The organism is Shewanella sp. NFH-SH190041, from assembly GCF_024363255.1.
Classification (GTDB): Bacteria; Pseudomonadota; Gammaproteobacteria; order Enterobacterales; family Shewanellaceae; genus Shewanella.
This window is the reverse complement of record NZ_AP026070.1, coordinates 2,144,837-2,157,111: the sequence shown is the minus strand read 5'-3', so window position 1 is coordinate 2,157,111 and position 12,275 is coordinate 2,144,837. Positions and strand designations below refer to the sequence as shown.

Sequence of the window (12,275 nt, the reverse complement as noted above, 5' to 3'; positions counted from 1 at the left end):
AGCTTGGTTTTGAGTGGCACTACTCACGCATCTGATGTGGGCAAGGTTGGAAAGAACATAGCTAAATTTCTTGATTTCTCATATCTGCGGGATGCTTTTGTGATGGAACTAAATAAATTGTCGTATCCAATAAAGGTAAACTTTTCCTATTAGTAAGCTATAACGTCGACCCCTTAATTTTGATCGGATTGACTCTATAAATGGAGATGGTGCGATAATAAAGATTAAAGTTTGGAAAATGCCAAAAAACGAGCCATAAAATTGTGTGTTTGTTATCGGTTTGTTTTTTGTGTTTCTGTAACTTATTAAATAAATGGCATGTTAAGAATCACTGATTTACATACCGCGCCATTTGCTGGCTCAAGTAATAAGGGGCTCATTTTGTTTTGAACATATTCCCATAGATCGTGATAATGCTTGTTGGTAAGATCATGTATCAATTAAATTAATTTACCCATTCTATGATTTTAAACCTTGATTTTGTATAGGGTTTACCGAGAAGTCCGGGTAATACACTGTTAGCGGGAGAGTCGGAATGGTGCCTTTTGGCTTAAGTACAGAGCAATTTTCAAAACGGTTTCTGAGCTCATTAGAAAAAGTATCATCAAAATTCATTGAAGAGATGAAATTACTATTTTTATTACCTGTTCCAGATACCGTGTGTGAAGCTGAAGTGCAAATATTTCTTGGAGATGATGGGATAGGGACGCCTTCCGCTTGGTTATACTTTCAAGGTAAAAATAATAAAGTAAGCAACTCAGATCCTTCAATCTTTCCTGGTAAATCAAGCGAGATACTTGATGGCACATATGATGTACCTCCATTTGATGAAGAGTATTACTTTAATGAAGACTTCGGTGGCGTAAATTTAATCGCTGATATCACTAAAAGGTGGTTGGCTGAGTGTTGGTGGAAAGCCGGTGGATGGGAGTATCCAATTCCAGTTAAAGTGTGGGTACATGACGAGTTTGGCGATGGCTTACCAATTGTACTGACTAAATTTTGCTAACAAAGCAATAGACGAGGGCGCTTTAGTCGCTGTTGCAGCTTTTCAAAGTCTTGTGAGTACAAAGATTAAAGCAGTTTTGAGTGGTTTGGTAAGCGCCCGTTATTGCGACGTTATGTGTTTTGTGAATCAGGTGCATAATACAACAAAATAGAAATATTGATGAGTAAATATAAATAAGTAAATTAGTATGTTTTGACAAGTTTTTGTTTTTATTATTGGGGTGTTCGGTTTAGTCATGGGTTTGATTGAGGGGGGATTACCTCTGGGCTTTCGCTGGTCTAGTTATGGTACTTTCTGGTATTCACCTGATATACAAAGTCAAAACAGGTAAAAACATTTAGGACAAAGAAAACACATCACAAACGCATTAATGAATGGACGTCTTAAGCTTGGCTGACGTTCATTCTTAGCTAATTTTATTCAAGCATTATCCGTATTTTATGCGGGCGTTAAATTTTGTTATGAAATATATACCGCGCGAAAAGCTTAAGTTATATCTGAAGATGGGAAGGGAGCTATCTCAATTCATTAGTATTGGACAGTATTTTGATTCTGTAACATTCGATTGGGTTCGCATGACAGGATCAGAACAAAATGCAAAGATCGAATTGATCCGCTCGGTAGATGAAGGAGATGACTATTATTGTGATGTCACCTTGTTTTCAACTATCGGAGAAATCGATCCGGAGGAAATAAAGGAATATATCGGGTCGCTAGATAATTGCCTTGCTTGGTTAGAATCCGAATTAGGTGGGAGCCCTGATAAGTTTGTTGGCAAAGGAATGATCGACCAAGAATATGAAGAGTATGTTGAGAGTAGAGAGTAAAAATTTAACAAGTGGCAGCAACCGACCGTCAAAAGTGTCACTTAAATTGCTTGCGCAATTACGCGCCATGTTTGTCGGCTACAGTGCCAGGCGTTAACTTCCTTTGCAACCTCTTTAGGTATCAATCAAGAGAAATATATGAGTAAAAACTATTTTGTGTGTAGCATTGGTCAGCCAGATAAAGGCTACGATGATGAAAACTTGAGAAGGTGCATTGTTAATGCAAGCTTCGTATTACACGAAGATAACAAATATAAAGGTGCGATCTCAGAGATTAAAGCTGGAGATATACTGATTCTCAAGTACCAACATCAGTTTATTGGCTATGGTAAAGCCGTCAGCGAACTAGCAATTGATGAAAGTATTGCAGGCGGTTCAGGCTGGAAATGGACCGTGAAAGTTAGTCTATGGATCATGGGAGCTCAAACTAGTAAATATGGTATTCAAAAAGCTCAAGAGTCAGGTACAGCTTATGATACGGTCAAAAAAGTTAGTGAAGATTTCGCTCTCAAGAAAATGAGTGAAATCGGCTTCCCGTTTTAAAGCTAACAATAAATTTAAGAGTGATTCTCAACGCTTGGCATTTTTCATTTCATCGTTGGGTTTTGTGTTTACAGTGGTATGGTTAAGTTTCGTGGTAGCGTTGCTCACCCCTTAATGCGGCATTATTTTTCTGAAAGAGCAGAATATATGAGTCACCCAGAGTTCACTGTCGTAATCAAAATTAAGGAACAGTTGCCCTCCGCTAAAGAGTTAATGGTGATTCGTAAATTTGATAGTGAAATGACTGAGGTTTCGGTAAGTACTCTTAAGCAAAGACTGAAAGAAAGTGGTGTTCACCGAATAAATGGAGTTATTAAACCGTATTTAAGTGATGTCCTAGCTGAGCTAGAAACGAATGATATTAACTATGATGTTGAGAAAAAACATAACAAGGCTAGGCGCAATCACCCCTTCGGGGCTGGACTTCCGCACTGCGTGCACCGGCCGGTGCTGGCGGCGTTATATGCCAATTGGAGGAAAACTCAGAGTGCTAAATGATTAGTTCTATTATAAGTGAAGTAATAGGTCATGAAGACCTGCAACCAATTGTGTTTGATGGCTTTTCTGGATCAGGAAAAACCACAACGGCGAAATCTGTTGCTGATTGTATTCAAGGTATTGCTATTGATACCGATGATTCTGTTAACAGAAATGATGATAGGCAGCTCGCGAATTCAAGCTCAGATTGGCTCTTTTAGATATATGGCTTCTTTACACAGGTATTATTGAAAGATCTATTTTCGACATTATTGCAGGGTGCATTTTAATAATTTCTTCAGCAGGTATGTTTTTCGCCATGAGATCGGGTTCATTTTTCCAAGAAGAGCTTGGTAAATGGGGTAAAAAGCGTTCGGATAAAAAAGCGGATAAGCTATAGCACAGGGCATTGCTAACAAGGTTTTCAAGTCGGACTCGAAACAGCTTGCTCGGTTCCACTTCGTTTCACACTATAGCAAGCCGCTTAAAACAGCGTTAAATGATTAGGAAGGCTTCATGAATATTAATGAGATCCATTGGCATGATTCTGAAATCGAATCAGTCATTGAAATCCCCAATAAGGATGAACTTATCTATAACATTCAGTATCCAGAGGACTGGGAAAATAACCTATTTAGCGCCAAGTCCATTATTTTTGGTGGGTTACACTCCTATACAATAGAAGAAATGCCTTTTGAGGGAAATCCTACAATTCTCTCAGCACTGCTTATTAAAGAAGAAGGCGGGTATAAGTCTGTCAAACTCGAAACAAATGCAGGCAATAGATACATCACGTTCAAAACCATAAATTTAGGTAATGGGCATGTCAGCATTTAACCATCTGCAGCAACCGGCCGGCAAAAGTGTCACTCAAATTGCTGCGCAATTATGTGCCACTTTAGCCGGCGGCTGTGCTGGGCGTTATGTTCCCGAGGTAGTTAGGTGAGTTTATCAAAGAAGAAAAGTCGGCCTATTACCGTAAATGGATACCCGTTTAGGTTTCAGGTTTCTACATCTAAATTGGATGAAGATTTTAACTTTTCTCTGAATTTGACTGTTGTCAGAGATATATCTCATGGTAAGTCACTACAAGTAAAAGGGCTTGTTACTAGAGATTTCTGGCTCGATTTTTCAGATGGCAGTGGATATGAAGTGGAAAAATACCCCGTAATAAAACTTGCGAATATTGCAGAGATTATCCAAAAAGCAATATCAATGGGCTGGGATTCATCTCCAAATGGAAAATCGTTAGTATTTACGACAACAAATGACCAGTTTTTTAAGTCACAAACATAACAAGCGCGTGCAATCTGACCTCCGCCACAGTCACTTTTTTTGCATAAACCCGCAAAAAGCGGCCAGTAGCCACCGGCGGTTGACGCGGGCGTTAAATGATCGAGATAGATCATGCATACAATCAATACATTCTTATATGGAAATGAAGGCGGTTATTCTCAAAGTGGTATTTTTGGTCTAGTGAGGAATTATTTTGCTAGGGATAAATCTGCCATATTCACTGAAGAAGAATAGCCTTTTGGTTTAAGTTCAAAGTTAAGAATTAGCTTTGGCGACTATTGGATTCTCGTAAGTGTAATCGAGGATGAATCGATCAAAGAAAGTATTGAGTATATCGAGAAAACTACTAAACAAGAGATCGTGACTTCACTTTCACTTCAATGTGAAGTTCGCACCTTTTTCGCAAAAGATGAGAATTTGGATTTTGATCATATAATTGTAGATATGTATCAATTTCTAGAGGGCTTACCAAACTCATTAGTGTACCATAGTAATCATGAAAGTATTTTTTCAAAATGCATTTAATAAGGCACTGCAACCGACCACCGGCATTTGTTACTTTGTTTGCGAAAAAAACGCAAATAAAGCGCCAATCGCCTCCGGCCGGTGCTGCCGTCGTTATGCGGAAATGAAAGTGAGCATCGTATGAAACTCATAGATAAGAATGAATTAGTTAACTCACTATACGAATCTGCAATTCCCTGCTTAGAAAGCTTCTTTAAAGAACATGAAGGTGAGTGCTTTTTTGGCTTTGCAGTTGAGATACTTGCTGAAGAGGGGTACTTTCATATAGGGGCTAACTCACTTGAATCATTTCAACTAACAATTGATTCATATTCTCAATCTGGAGAATCAATGGAATCGATCATGGGTGAAGAGATCAAGTGGAACAATCAAGAGTGGGAATATTTTAATCTAAATTACGATAGCGATATTTGGGAAAACTTGTGGAATCCTACGCTAACTAAAATTGATGCGTATAAGAAATACATACGAACGTTAGGCGATCAAGAGTGGGAAAAAGCACAAGAGGACTTTTCTAGTGATTTTGAGGCAGCAGGAAGAGAGGCTTTTAATAAAATAATCTCTTCTGGCATTCTAGACAAAGTCAAAAAAACACAAGACTTTCGAGCTTTCGTATTCGAGCATCATGAAGTATTTTAGAACCACACATAGCGAGTCAATGCACTCCACAAGGCTTTAATCTTGCTGGGCATGCTCGCTTTTAGTGGATGTTGGCTTAAGAGACCGAGAATGAGACGTCGAAACAAGGCCAGTTTTTAAAGCATTGTCTCAGTAGACTATCCGTGAGTGTCACATTAAGAATCCTGTGCAGCTGATGCTCTATGCGCCAATGCTACGGTCAGTTTTACGCTGGAATAGGGGATCGTCAAATGTGCTGCGTAATCTGGCAAGGGCATTACTGACGGCAGGCTGAGTGATATTCAGCACCTTGGCCGCTTTAGTCAGGTTTGCCTCGCGGTAGATCACTTCAAAAACAATAAAAAGATTTAAATCTATCCGTTCCAGTCTCATATCATCACTTCCCCTGTGAACATGCCAGCGTAAACAACGTACTGGCTTTTCAAACTCAACTAGTGGCTAAATTATCAAACAATCTGGTTGCCGACCAGTTGTAATGCAAGAGGATTCCCCCTGTTTGGGATAGTTGTAAACTCTTGTGATAGGGGGGAAAGTATCGTGCTAAATGTCGGGGAACATATTGCTGAATAGCCATTACTAAAGTGTTTTTGCCCCTGAATCAGTCACGGCCGGAGCTTCATTCTTACTCTTCAATTTATATTTGCCATATATGACTAATGTGAAAAACCAAAGCTCATAAAGCTTGGTTTTGAGTGGCACTACCCACGCATCTGATGTGAGCAAGCTTGTAAAGAACTTAGCTAAATTTCTTGATTTCTCATACTCAGCGGGATGCTTCTTATAAATGGAGATGGTGGGATAAAAGTGATTGAGTGCTGTATGTATATACAGTTCTGATAAAGTGTTTGAAAACACGCCAAAAAACGAGCCATAAAATTGTGAGTTTATTCTCGGTTTGTATTTGGTATTTCTATAACTTATTGAGTAAATGGCATGTTAAGAATCACTGATTTACATACCGCACCATTTGCTGGCTCAGGTAATAAGGGGCTCATTTTGTTTTGAAGATATTCCCATAGGTCGTGGTAATACTTGTTGGTAAGATCCTGTATCAATTTAATTAATTTACCCATGCTATGATTTTAGGCCTTGATTTTGTTCAGGGGTTAACGAGAAGTATTGGGTAATACACTGTTATATTTTTTTGGCAACGGAGAGCTTGCTTGAGAGTTAGAAAACCAAACAAATACAAATTTAAGCGTATGAACGATAGTTATCCTCTGTACGCAAGGTTACTTGCTAGAGATATCGTCAAAATTCCAGAACTACCAGATTTTAGCTCCGATGATGGGCTGTTTATAATGTCAGATTTTGGAGGCGAGCACAAAGGTGCTGACTTCTCAACTTACGCATTTCTTATATTGTCAGCAGATAAGCGTTTTGTATTTGAAGAACGCGTAAAAGAACTCAGGAAAAAGCATTTTTTGAATGAACCATTCAAAGAGCTTAACTATAAGGACTTGAGGTACGGTCCAATCAAGAGAGCACTATCAGAATATCTAGAATTAGTAGATAAATATATACATGGTGCTCTAGTTACTGTTTCAATTGACCGAAATATTGAAACTGTTTTTGGCTTGAATGCACAAGCATCTCATAAAGAATTAGTGGCTTTTTTATCCAAGCATGGTTTTTCAGGCTGGAAAGGAAAGGACGCAGAAAAACTCTTTAGAGTGTTACATCCGCTTTGCATGTTTTTAAGCGCGCTTGGACATCATGGACAGAAAACCTTGTGGCTTTGTGACAATGATACAATTAATGAAGATGGCAATGAACGGTCATTTGAAGACACGCAAAAAATATATAGTAATGTCCTAAAAATGTACTGTGATTATGAGTTTGATATTCTAGGTTTTGCCAAACCGTTTGATAACGAACCATTAACGAGTGACTTGTTAAGTGTTACAGATTTTGCTGCTGGGACGATACAAGATATTTTGCAGTCCCATGTAAAAAAGAAGGATTATAAAGGTAATGAGTCTAAGATTAAGCTAGTCAAATGGATGACAAAAGAGAGCATGTTTTTGTCGAAAATAAATCTCATAATTACCAGGTTAGAAGATGGCGATTTGGGATGCGGGCCAGTCGAGTTGGATGAAAAAATATAACAAACTGTTTAAGAGTGATTCGCAATGTGTGGAATTTTGCTATGCGTTGCGTTTAGTGTTTAAGGTGGTATGCAGGGGCTTCGGTATTGCGTTGCTCACACCTTAATGCGGCGTTATGTTTAAAGAGGAAAATTCAGCTTTGTCTAAAATAGTAGATTTATTATTTTCGGAAGGAAACATAGTAACAACAATATCTATTCTTGTTTCTGTAGCAGTAGCTCTGTTCGTACTTAGTGTAAATCAGATCTATGCAAACCGCCGAGAGCGTAAAAAATTAATATGCCAAAAAATTGAAGAGTTTTATGAAGCTTCGATTGCCTATACAAATGCTTGTGACAAGTTGATTACTGATATTCAACGTATGACTTATCGGTGTGAAACTGGTTATTATAGAAATGATCCTGCCGCATACGCACTATTTGAACAGTCCATTTCAAAAATGGAAATGCTTCATGGGTTGTACTTTCAACGAATCGACTTTAATAGCGAAGATTATGCAATCACCAAGATGCCACTTATATGGGCTGCTAACTCTGGTGAGCTAGCACGTAAAATCGTAAATGCTGATGATGTATATAAAGCTTCAAGAGCTCACATCAACATGAGTGCAGAACATTTGAGCGTGATATGTAAAGATTTAATGCGTAACTATATGATTTAAAGATAACAAAGTGTTTAAGAGCGATTCGTAACGCGTGGCATTTTAACCATGTTTTAGTATTTGTGGTTAAGGTAGTTTGCAGAGGCCCCGGCATTGCGTTACTCTCACCCTAACGCGGAGTTACTAGTAAGTGAAACGATGATTTATCTTCCACGTGAAAAAGCAAAGGAGCTAATTGGAGAGCTTGGGTTTTCTAAATTTTTTATCGATGTAATAGATGAAAAGCTTGATTCTCCCTTAAGCATTTACTTTGGGTGTCCAACTCTTTATTACCTTAATGATGAAGAGCAGAAAGCATATAATTTAGGCAATATATTACCCCTTTGGGAAGATGCTGGTGGCTATATGCAATATGCATATGACATCGATAAGAAAGATTATATCTGCTTTGATATCGAGGATGGTGATGCATCAAGCCGATATACATGGGACGAGTTAATTAAGTCTGTTATAGATACTCTAATAGAGCATGAATATGATGATCATGAAAATCTAGAAGAAACAATTTCCGCTGTAAAGTTGTTGTTAGCAGATTTAAACATAGAAAACTTTGATAAATTGTCGGCAGATATCAAAAGTGAATGGGAAAACTCATAACAAGGCGCTACAACAGACAGCCAAAACTGTCATTTGTGTTGCCATAACCCCGGCAAAACAAGCGCCATTTTTGTCTGCGGCTGAGCGCGGCATTACCATTATTTTTTTAATGCCTAAAGACTCAAATAAAGCAAAAAATCTAACTGATTTTTGTCCAGAAATAAGTTAGTGCTAGGTGAGGGCATGAATGCACTCACCTAGGCGGGCTTTCAAATACTACCGCCATTGAAGATGCTAAAGCCAAGGTCAACGGGCTGGTGGGAAACCGGCACCCCATTAAGTTTATCTATTAATAGCCTTGCGGCGGTTTGGCCGATAGCAAATCTGGGTGTTTGAACACTGGTTAACTGTGGTCGCAGTGCTTTACCGATATCCAGCGCATTGTAGCCGGCAATGGCAATTTGCTGTGGGATCGCGAGCCCTCGGGACTGACAGCGGATAAATGCCCCGGCGGCAATATCATCATTGGTACAAAAAATACCATCTAGCTGCGGTATGGCATCCATTGCCTGATCAAATAACTCGGCCCCATTGGCAAAGCCGGAGTGGGCATCTGTCATAATGGCATGGGGAGTCAGCCCAGCAGCCATCATGGCCTGTTGATAACCGTCCATCCGAAGTTGGGTGCGTTTATCTAGCCTTGCCCCCAGATAGACAATGTGCTTTTTGCCGCTGGCAATCATTTGGTTTACCAGGGTAAATGCAGCCTGTTGGTGATCTAACCCAACGACAAAATCAATCGGCTGTTGGGGCAAATCCATGGTTTCGACTACAGGAACCCCGGCAGATTTAATCATTTTCAGGCATTGTGCTGTATGGCTGGTTTCCGTCAGGATAAGCCCATCAACATGGTAAGACAGCAAGGTCGCAATCTTGCGCTCTTCCTCCGCTGGATTGTAACCATAATGCACCAGCAATACTTCATAGCCTGCCGCCTGCGTGACAGATTCAATTCCTTGCACCAAAGCTGCAAATACCTGATTTGACAGGGAAGGCAGCACAACCCCGATAGCGCGGCTTTTGGCCTTGGAGAGCATATTTGGCACCCGGCTGGGGATATAGCCCAGTTCCCGGATCACGGCTTCAATTTTAACCCGAGTGGATTCCGCCACCGACTCAGGTTGGCGCAAATAACGGCTGACCGTCATTTTGGTTACATTGACTCTGGCGGCAATATCATCCAGCGTTGGGCGCCGTTTTTTTCCTGTCATCTTTTTTGTCACGGGCTCTTTCTGTTATGGATTAGGTCGGTGGGACACATTAAAAAATAATTATACAGAATAACGATTTATCCATGCCATGATGGGGTTCATCTATTACGTATTCACCTATTACGCATTGCTAATGGCGTTGTGACTGTGATGCCAAGCGTTATCCGTTATAAGCCCGATATCAAGGGGATAACTAACCAGTATTGTTTCCGCTTAGTCGATATAGGGCTAGGTCATTGTTTATGCTTGCGGCTTGTCTAATTGCATCAGTGCTTCAAAGGCATTGTCGACCACGGTATCAATGGGCGCATCAATGGAGACGCTCGCCACATTATCTTCATTGTTAGGCACTTCCAGCGTGGCAAACTGGCTGTTTACCATGGCTTCTTTCATAAAATGACCTTGGCGGTCACGCATCCGCGACAGGATCAGTTCATAGCTGCCATCGAGATAAAGAAACTGCACATGCTGGTTACCCTCACGGATTTTATCCCGATACTGTTTTTTCAGCGCAGAGCAGACAATTACCCCGATTTCACCTTTATATTCAATGCTAAACGCAGCATCTCGGATCCGCTCCAGCCAAGGCTGCCGGTCCACATCATTGAGTGGCTCCCCCCGAGCCATTTTCAGGATATTCGCTTTCGGGTGTAAATCATCGCCATCAATAAATTTGGCGTGCAGCCGCTGGGCAAGCCGCTCACCGATAGTGGTTTTGCCGCTGGCGCAGACACCCATGACGATAATGCATTTTCCGCTCATATCTTTACCTCTATCTCATTTTGGGGAACTTAATGATTCTTCACTTGAAATCCCTAATGTTACCGATAACATGATACCGGTAACATTGATGCATGTGAAGATTTCTCAATCAAAATTGTTCCCTGAACAAATGACGAAAAGGAAGTTTTATGGAGAGTGTCGCAGTAACACCTGATGCAGGCTATCTGCTTATGGTTGCAGCAGCTTCAATAGCCCTGCTTCTTGTTTTAATTATGCGTTTTAAGGTACATGCCTTTGCCGCGCTGACGCTGGTCAGTATTGTCACCGCGCTGGCGGCGGGGATCCGTCCGGCGGATGTGGTGCCTGCGATGATGGGTGGCTTTGGTGGTACCTTAGCGTCAGTGGCCCTGTTAGTGGGGATGGGCAGTATGATTGGCCGAATTTTAGAGGTGACCGGCGGTGACCGGCGGTGCCCGGGTATTGGCCGATACCCTGATTGATAAATTTGGTCGGGATAGAGCGCCGTTTGCCCTTGGGGTGGCCTCGTTACTATTTGGTTTCCCGATTTTCTTTGATGCCGGCTTAATTGTGATGATGCCGATCCTGTTCAGTGTGGCCAAGCAACTGGGCGGCTCCACTATCAAATATGCGCTGCCGGTAGCTGGTGCCTTTGCGGTGATGCACGCGTTTGTGCCACCTCATCCAGGCCCTGTGGCGGCCAGTGAATTGCTGGGCGCTAATATCGGGTTATTGACCATTATTGGTTTGCTGGTGGCGATTCCTACCTGGTACTTAGGGGCGTATCTGTACGGGCAATGGGCGGGCAAAAAATTTGTTCTGCCACTGCCAGAGGCCTTCTTATCGACCCAACAGATTATTGATAATGACAAACGGCCCGGCTTCTGGACTGTGATGGGTATTTTGCTGCTGCCGTTGGTGCTGATCTTTATGGATACCGGGCTTTCAACCTTATCTGTGATGGGGCTGGTGGACCCGAACCAACCTTGGGTTGATGTGCTGAAAATGCTGGGCAAAACCCCGGTAGCACTGCTGATCACCCTGTTGGTGTGCTTGATGATTTTTGCCCGGGATTATGGTCGGGAAAAGCTGGAAAAACTCTGCGGTGATTCATTGGCACCTATCTGTGCGGTGATTCTGGTTACCGGGGCCGGTGGTATGTTTGGTGGTGTGCTGCGCTCCAGTGGTATCGGTGATGCGTTGGCTGCATTACTGGCGGATACCGGCATGCCGGTTATTCTGGCGGCCTTTTTGATAGCCACGGCACTGCGGGTTGCCCAGGGCTCTGCCACCGTATCCTTGACCACGGCTGCGGCATTGATTGCACCAACGGTTGCTGCTACTCAGGGGCTGAGTCAGTTTGATCTCTGCTTTATCGTTATCGCCATCGCTTCCGGGGCGACTGTGTTGTCCCACTTCAATGACTCTGGTTTCTGGCTGGTTGGCCGCTTACTGGAGATGGATGAGAAGACCACATTGAAAACATGGACAGTAATGGAAACCTTACTAGGGGTAATTGCTTTTATCATCGTCGCTTCTCTTAGTCTGGTGCTATAAATAGGCGTTTATGCCCTACGTTGCACATATGATGTTGTGAATGCATGATGTGGTAAAAGGCCGCCGAGCTAATGCTTGGCGGCC

Annotated in this window: 16 protein-coding genes and 1 pseudogene; 14 read left to right on the top strand and 3 right to left on the bottom strand. The window is 41.6% G+C overall.

The window, feature by feature from the left end:
• The first annotated feature begins 535 nt into the window (after positions 1-535).
• The 9 genes from NFHSH190041_RS09520 (at position 536) to NFHSH190041_RS09480 (ending at position 5,316) form a co-directional block, all read left to right on the top strand.
• The gene (locus NFHSH190041_RS09520) at positions 536-1,009 is read left to right on the top strand and encodes a hypothetical protein (RefSeq protein WP_261924983.1); all 474 of its coding nucleotides are present in this window, start codon (positions 536-538) and stop codon (positions 1,007-1,009) included.
• Between the two features lie 461 nt (positions 1,010-1,470).
• Positions 1,471-1,836, top strand: a complete 366-nt coding sequence (locus tag NFHSH190041_RS09515; protein ID WP_261924982.1) for a hypothetical protein — start codon at positions 1,471-1,473, stop codon at positions 1,834-1,836.
• Positions 1,837-1,974: 138 nt separating this feature from the next.
• On the top strand, positions 1,975-2,379 hold the full coding sequence (locus NFHSH190041_RS09510; RefSeq protein ID WP_261924981.1) for a hypothetical protein: 405 nt from the start codon (positions 1,975-1,977) through the stop codon (positions 2,377-2,379).
• Between the two features lie 147 nt (positions 2,380-2,526).
• Positions 2,527-2,877 carry a hypothetical protein gene (locus tag NFHSH190041_RS09505; protein ID WP_261924980.1) on the top strand — a complete coding sequence of 117 codons (351 nt, stop codon included), beginning with the start codon at positions 2,527-2,529 and terminating at the stop codon, positions 2,875-2,877.
• Complete coding sequence (locus NFHSH190041_RS09500; protein WP_261924979.1) at positions 2,874-3,077, top strand: hypothetical protein; 204 nt, start codon at positions 2,874-2,876, stop codon at positions 3,075-3,077. Before NFHSH190041_RS09505 ends, NFHSH190041_RS09500 begins: the two co-directional genes overlap by 4 nt.
• Before the next feature lie 295 nt (positions 3,078-3,372).
• Complete coding sequence (locus NFHSH190041_RS09495) at positions 3,373-3,693, top strand: hypothetical protein (RefSeq protein ID WP_261924978.1); 321 nt, start codon at positions 3,373-3,375, stop codon at positions 3,691-3,693.
• Entirely contained in the window at positions 3,680-3,802 is a 123-nt protein-coding gene (locus NFHSH190041_RS09490) for a hypothetical protein (RefSeq protein ID WP_261924977.1), read from the top strand. The genes NFHSH190041_RS09495 and NFHSH190041_RS09490 overlap by 14 nt, the downstream gene beginning before the upstream one ends.
• On the top strand, positions 3,799-4,152 hold the full coding sequence (locus tag NFHSH190041_RS09485) for a hypothetical protein (RefSeq protein WP_261924976.1): 354 nt from the start codon (positions 3,799-3,801) through the stop codon (positions 4,150-4,152). The genes NFHSH190041_RS09490 and NFHSH190041_RS09485 overlap by 4 nt, the downstream gene beginning before the upstream one ends.
• A gap of 645 nt (positions 4,153-4,797) precedes the next feature.
• Positions 4,798-5,316 (top strand): DUF4303 domain-containing protein, encoded by a 519-nt coding sequence (locus tag NFHSH190041_RS09480; protein ID WP_261924975.1) that lies wholly within the window; start codon positions 4,798-4,800, stop codon positions 5,314-5,316.
• Positions 5,317-5,523: 207 nt separating this feature from the next.
• Here NFHSH190041_RS09480 and NFHSH190041_RS09475 read toward each other — a convergent pair.
• Positions 5,524-5,688, bottom strand: a pseudogene (locus NFHSH190041_RS09475) (LysR family transcriptional regulator); the annotation flags it as partial.
• A gap of 791 nt (positions 5,689-6,479) precedes the next feature.
• Here NFHSH190041_RS09475 and NFHSH190041_RS09470 point away from each other — a divergent pair.
• From NFHSH190041_RS09470 to NFHSH190041_RS09450, 3 genes are all read left to right on the top strand, one after another.
• A complete protein-coding gene (locus NFHSH190041_RS09470) occupies positions 6,480-7,424 on the top strand; it encodes a hypothetical protein (protein WP_261924974.1) in 945 nt (314 codons plus the stop codon).
• 115 nt (positions 7,425-7,539) lie between these two features.
• Positions 7,540-8,085, top strand: a complete 546-nt coding sequence (locus tag NFHSH190041_RS09460) for a hypothetical protein (RefSeq protein ID WP_261924973.1) — start codon at positions 7,540-7,542, stop codon at positions 8,083-8,085.
• A 138-nt stretch (positions 8,086-8,223) separates the two neighbouring features.
• Positions 8,224-8,682, top strand: coding sequence for a hypothetical protein (locus NFHSH190041_RS09450; RefSeq protein WP_261924972.1), 459 nt, complete (start codon positions 8,224-8,226; stop codon positions 8,680-8,682).
• Positions 8,683-8,891: 209 nt separating this feature from the next.
• On the opposite strand, the gene NFHSH190041_RS09445 is transcribed toward NFHSH190041_RS09450, so the two are convergent.
• The gene (locus tag NFHSH190041_RS09445) at positions 8,892-9,893 is read right to left on the bottom strand and encodes a substrate-binding domain-containing protein (RefSeq protein WP_261924971.1); all 1,002 of its coding nucleotides are present in this window, start codon (positions 9,891-9,893) and stop codon (positions 8,892-8,894) included.
• 240 nt (positions 9,894-10,133) lie between these two features.
• Positions 10,134-10,655, bottom strand: coding sequence for a gluconokinase (locus NFHSH190041_RS09440; RefSeq protein ID WP_261924970.1), 522 nt, complete (start codon positions 10,653-10,655; stop codon positions 10,134-10,136).
• Positions 10,656-10,804: 149 nt separating this feature from the next.
• On the opposite strand from NFHSH190041_RS09440, the gene NFHSH190041_RS09435 reads away from it, so the two are divergent.
• Together NFHSH190041_RS09435 and NFHSH190041_RS09430 are read left to right on the top strand one after the other, a co-directional pair.
• Positions 10,805-11,116, top strand: a complete 312-nt coding sequence (locus NFHSH190041_RS09435; RefSeq protein WP_261924969.1) for a hypothetical protein — start codon at positions 10,805-10,807, stop codon at positions 11,114-11,116.
• A complete protein-coding gene (locus NFHSH190041_RS09430) occupies positions 11,076-12,191 on the top strand; it encodes a GntP family permease (protein ID WP_261924968.1) in 1,116 nt (371 codons plus the stop codon). Before NFHSH190041_RS09435 ends, NFHSH190041_RS09430 begins: the two co-directional genes overlap by 41 nt.
• Positions 12,192-12,275 lie beyond the last annotated feature (84 nt).

Bases quoted from the DNA above. Each gene is read 5' to 3' on its own strand.
- NFHSH190041_RS09520 (WP_261924983.1), top strand. From the start codon at position 536: ATGGTGCCTTTTGGCTTAAGTACAGAGCAATTTTCAAAACGGTTTCTG.
- NFHSH190041_RS09515 (WP_261924982.1), top strand. From the start codon at position 1,471: ATGAAATATATACCGCGCGAAAAGCTTAAGTTATATCTGAAGATGGGA.
- NFHSH190041_RS09510 (WP_261924981.1), top strand. From the start codon at position 1,975: ATGAGTAAAAACTATTTTGTGTGTAGCATTGGTCAGCCAGATAAAGGC.
- NFHSH190041_RS09505 (WP_261924980.1), top strand. From the start codon at position 2,527: ATGAGTCACCCAGAGTTCACTGTCGTAATCAAAATTAAGGAACAGTTG.
- NFHSH190041_RS09500 (WP_261924979.1), top strand. From the start codon at position 2,874: ATGATTAGTTCTATTATAAGTGAAGTAATAGGTCATGAAGACCTGCAA.
- NFHSH190041_RS09495 (WP_261924978.1), top strand. From the start codon at position 3,373: ATGAATATTAATGAGATCCATTGGCATGATTCTGAAATCGAATCAGTC.
- NFHSH190041_RS09490 (WP_261924977.1), top strand. From the start codon at position 3,680: ATGTCAGCATTTAACCATCTGCAGCAACCGGCCGGCAAAAGTGTCACT.
- NFHSH190041_RS09480 (WP_261924975.1), top strand. From the start codon at position 4,798: ATGAAACTCATAGATAAGAATGAATTAGTTAACTCACTATACGAATCT.
- NFHSH190041_RS09460 (WP_261924973.1), top strand. From the start codon at position 7,540: ATGTTTAAAGAGGAAAATTCAGCTTTGTCTAAAATAGTAGATTTATTA.
- NFHSH190041_RS09450 (WP_261924972.1), top strand. From the start codon at position 8,224: ATGATTTATCTTCCACGTGAAAAAGCAAAGGAGCTAATTGGAGAGCTT.
- NFHSH190041_RS09445 (WP_261924971.1), bottom strand. From the start codon at position 9,893: ATGACAGGAAAAAAACGGCGCCCAACGCTGGATGATATTGCCGCCAGA.
- NFHSH190041_RS09440 (WP_261924970.1), bottom strand. From the start codon at position 10,655: ATGAGCGGAAAATGCATTATCGTCATGGGTGTCTGCGCCAGCGGCAAA.
- NFHSH190041_RS09435 (WP_261924969.1), top strand. From the start codon at position 10,805: ATGGAGAGTGTCGCAGTAACACCTGATGCAGGCTATCTGCTTATGGTT.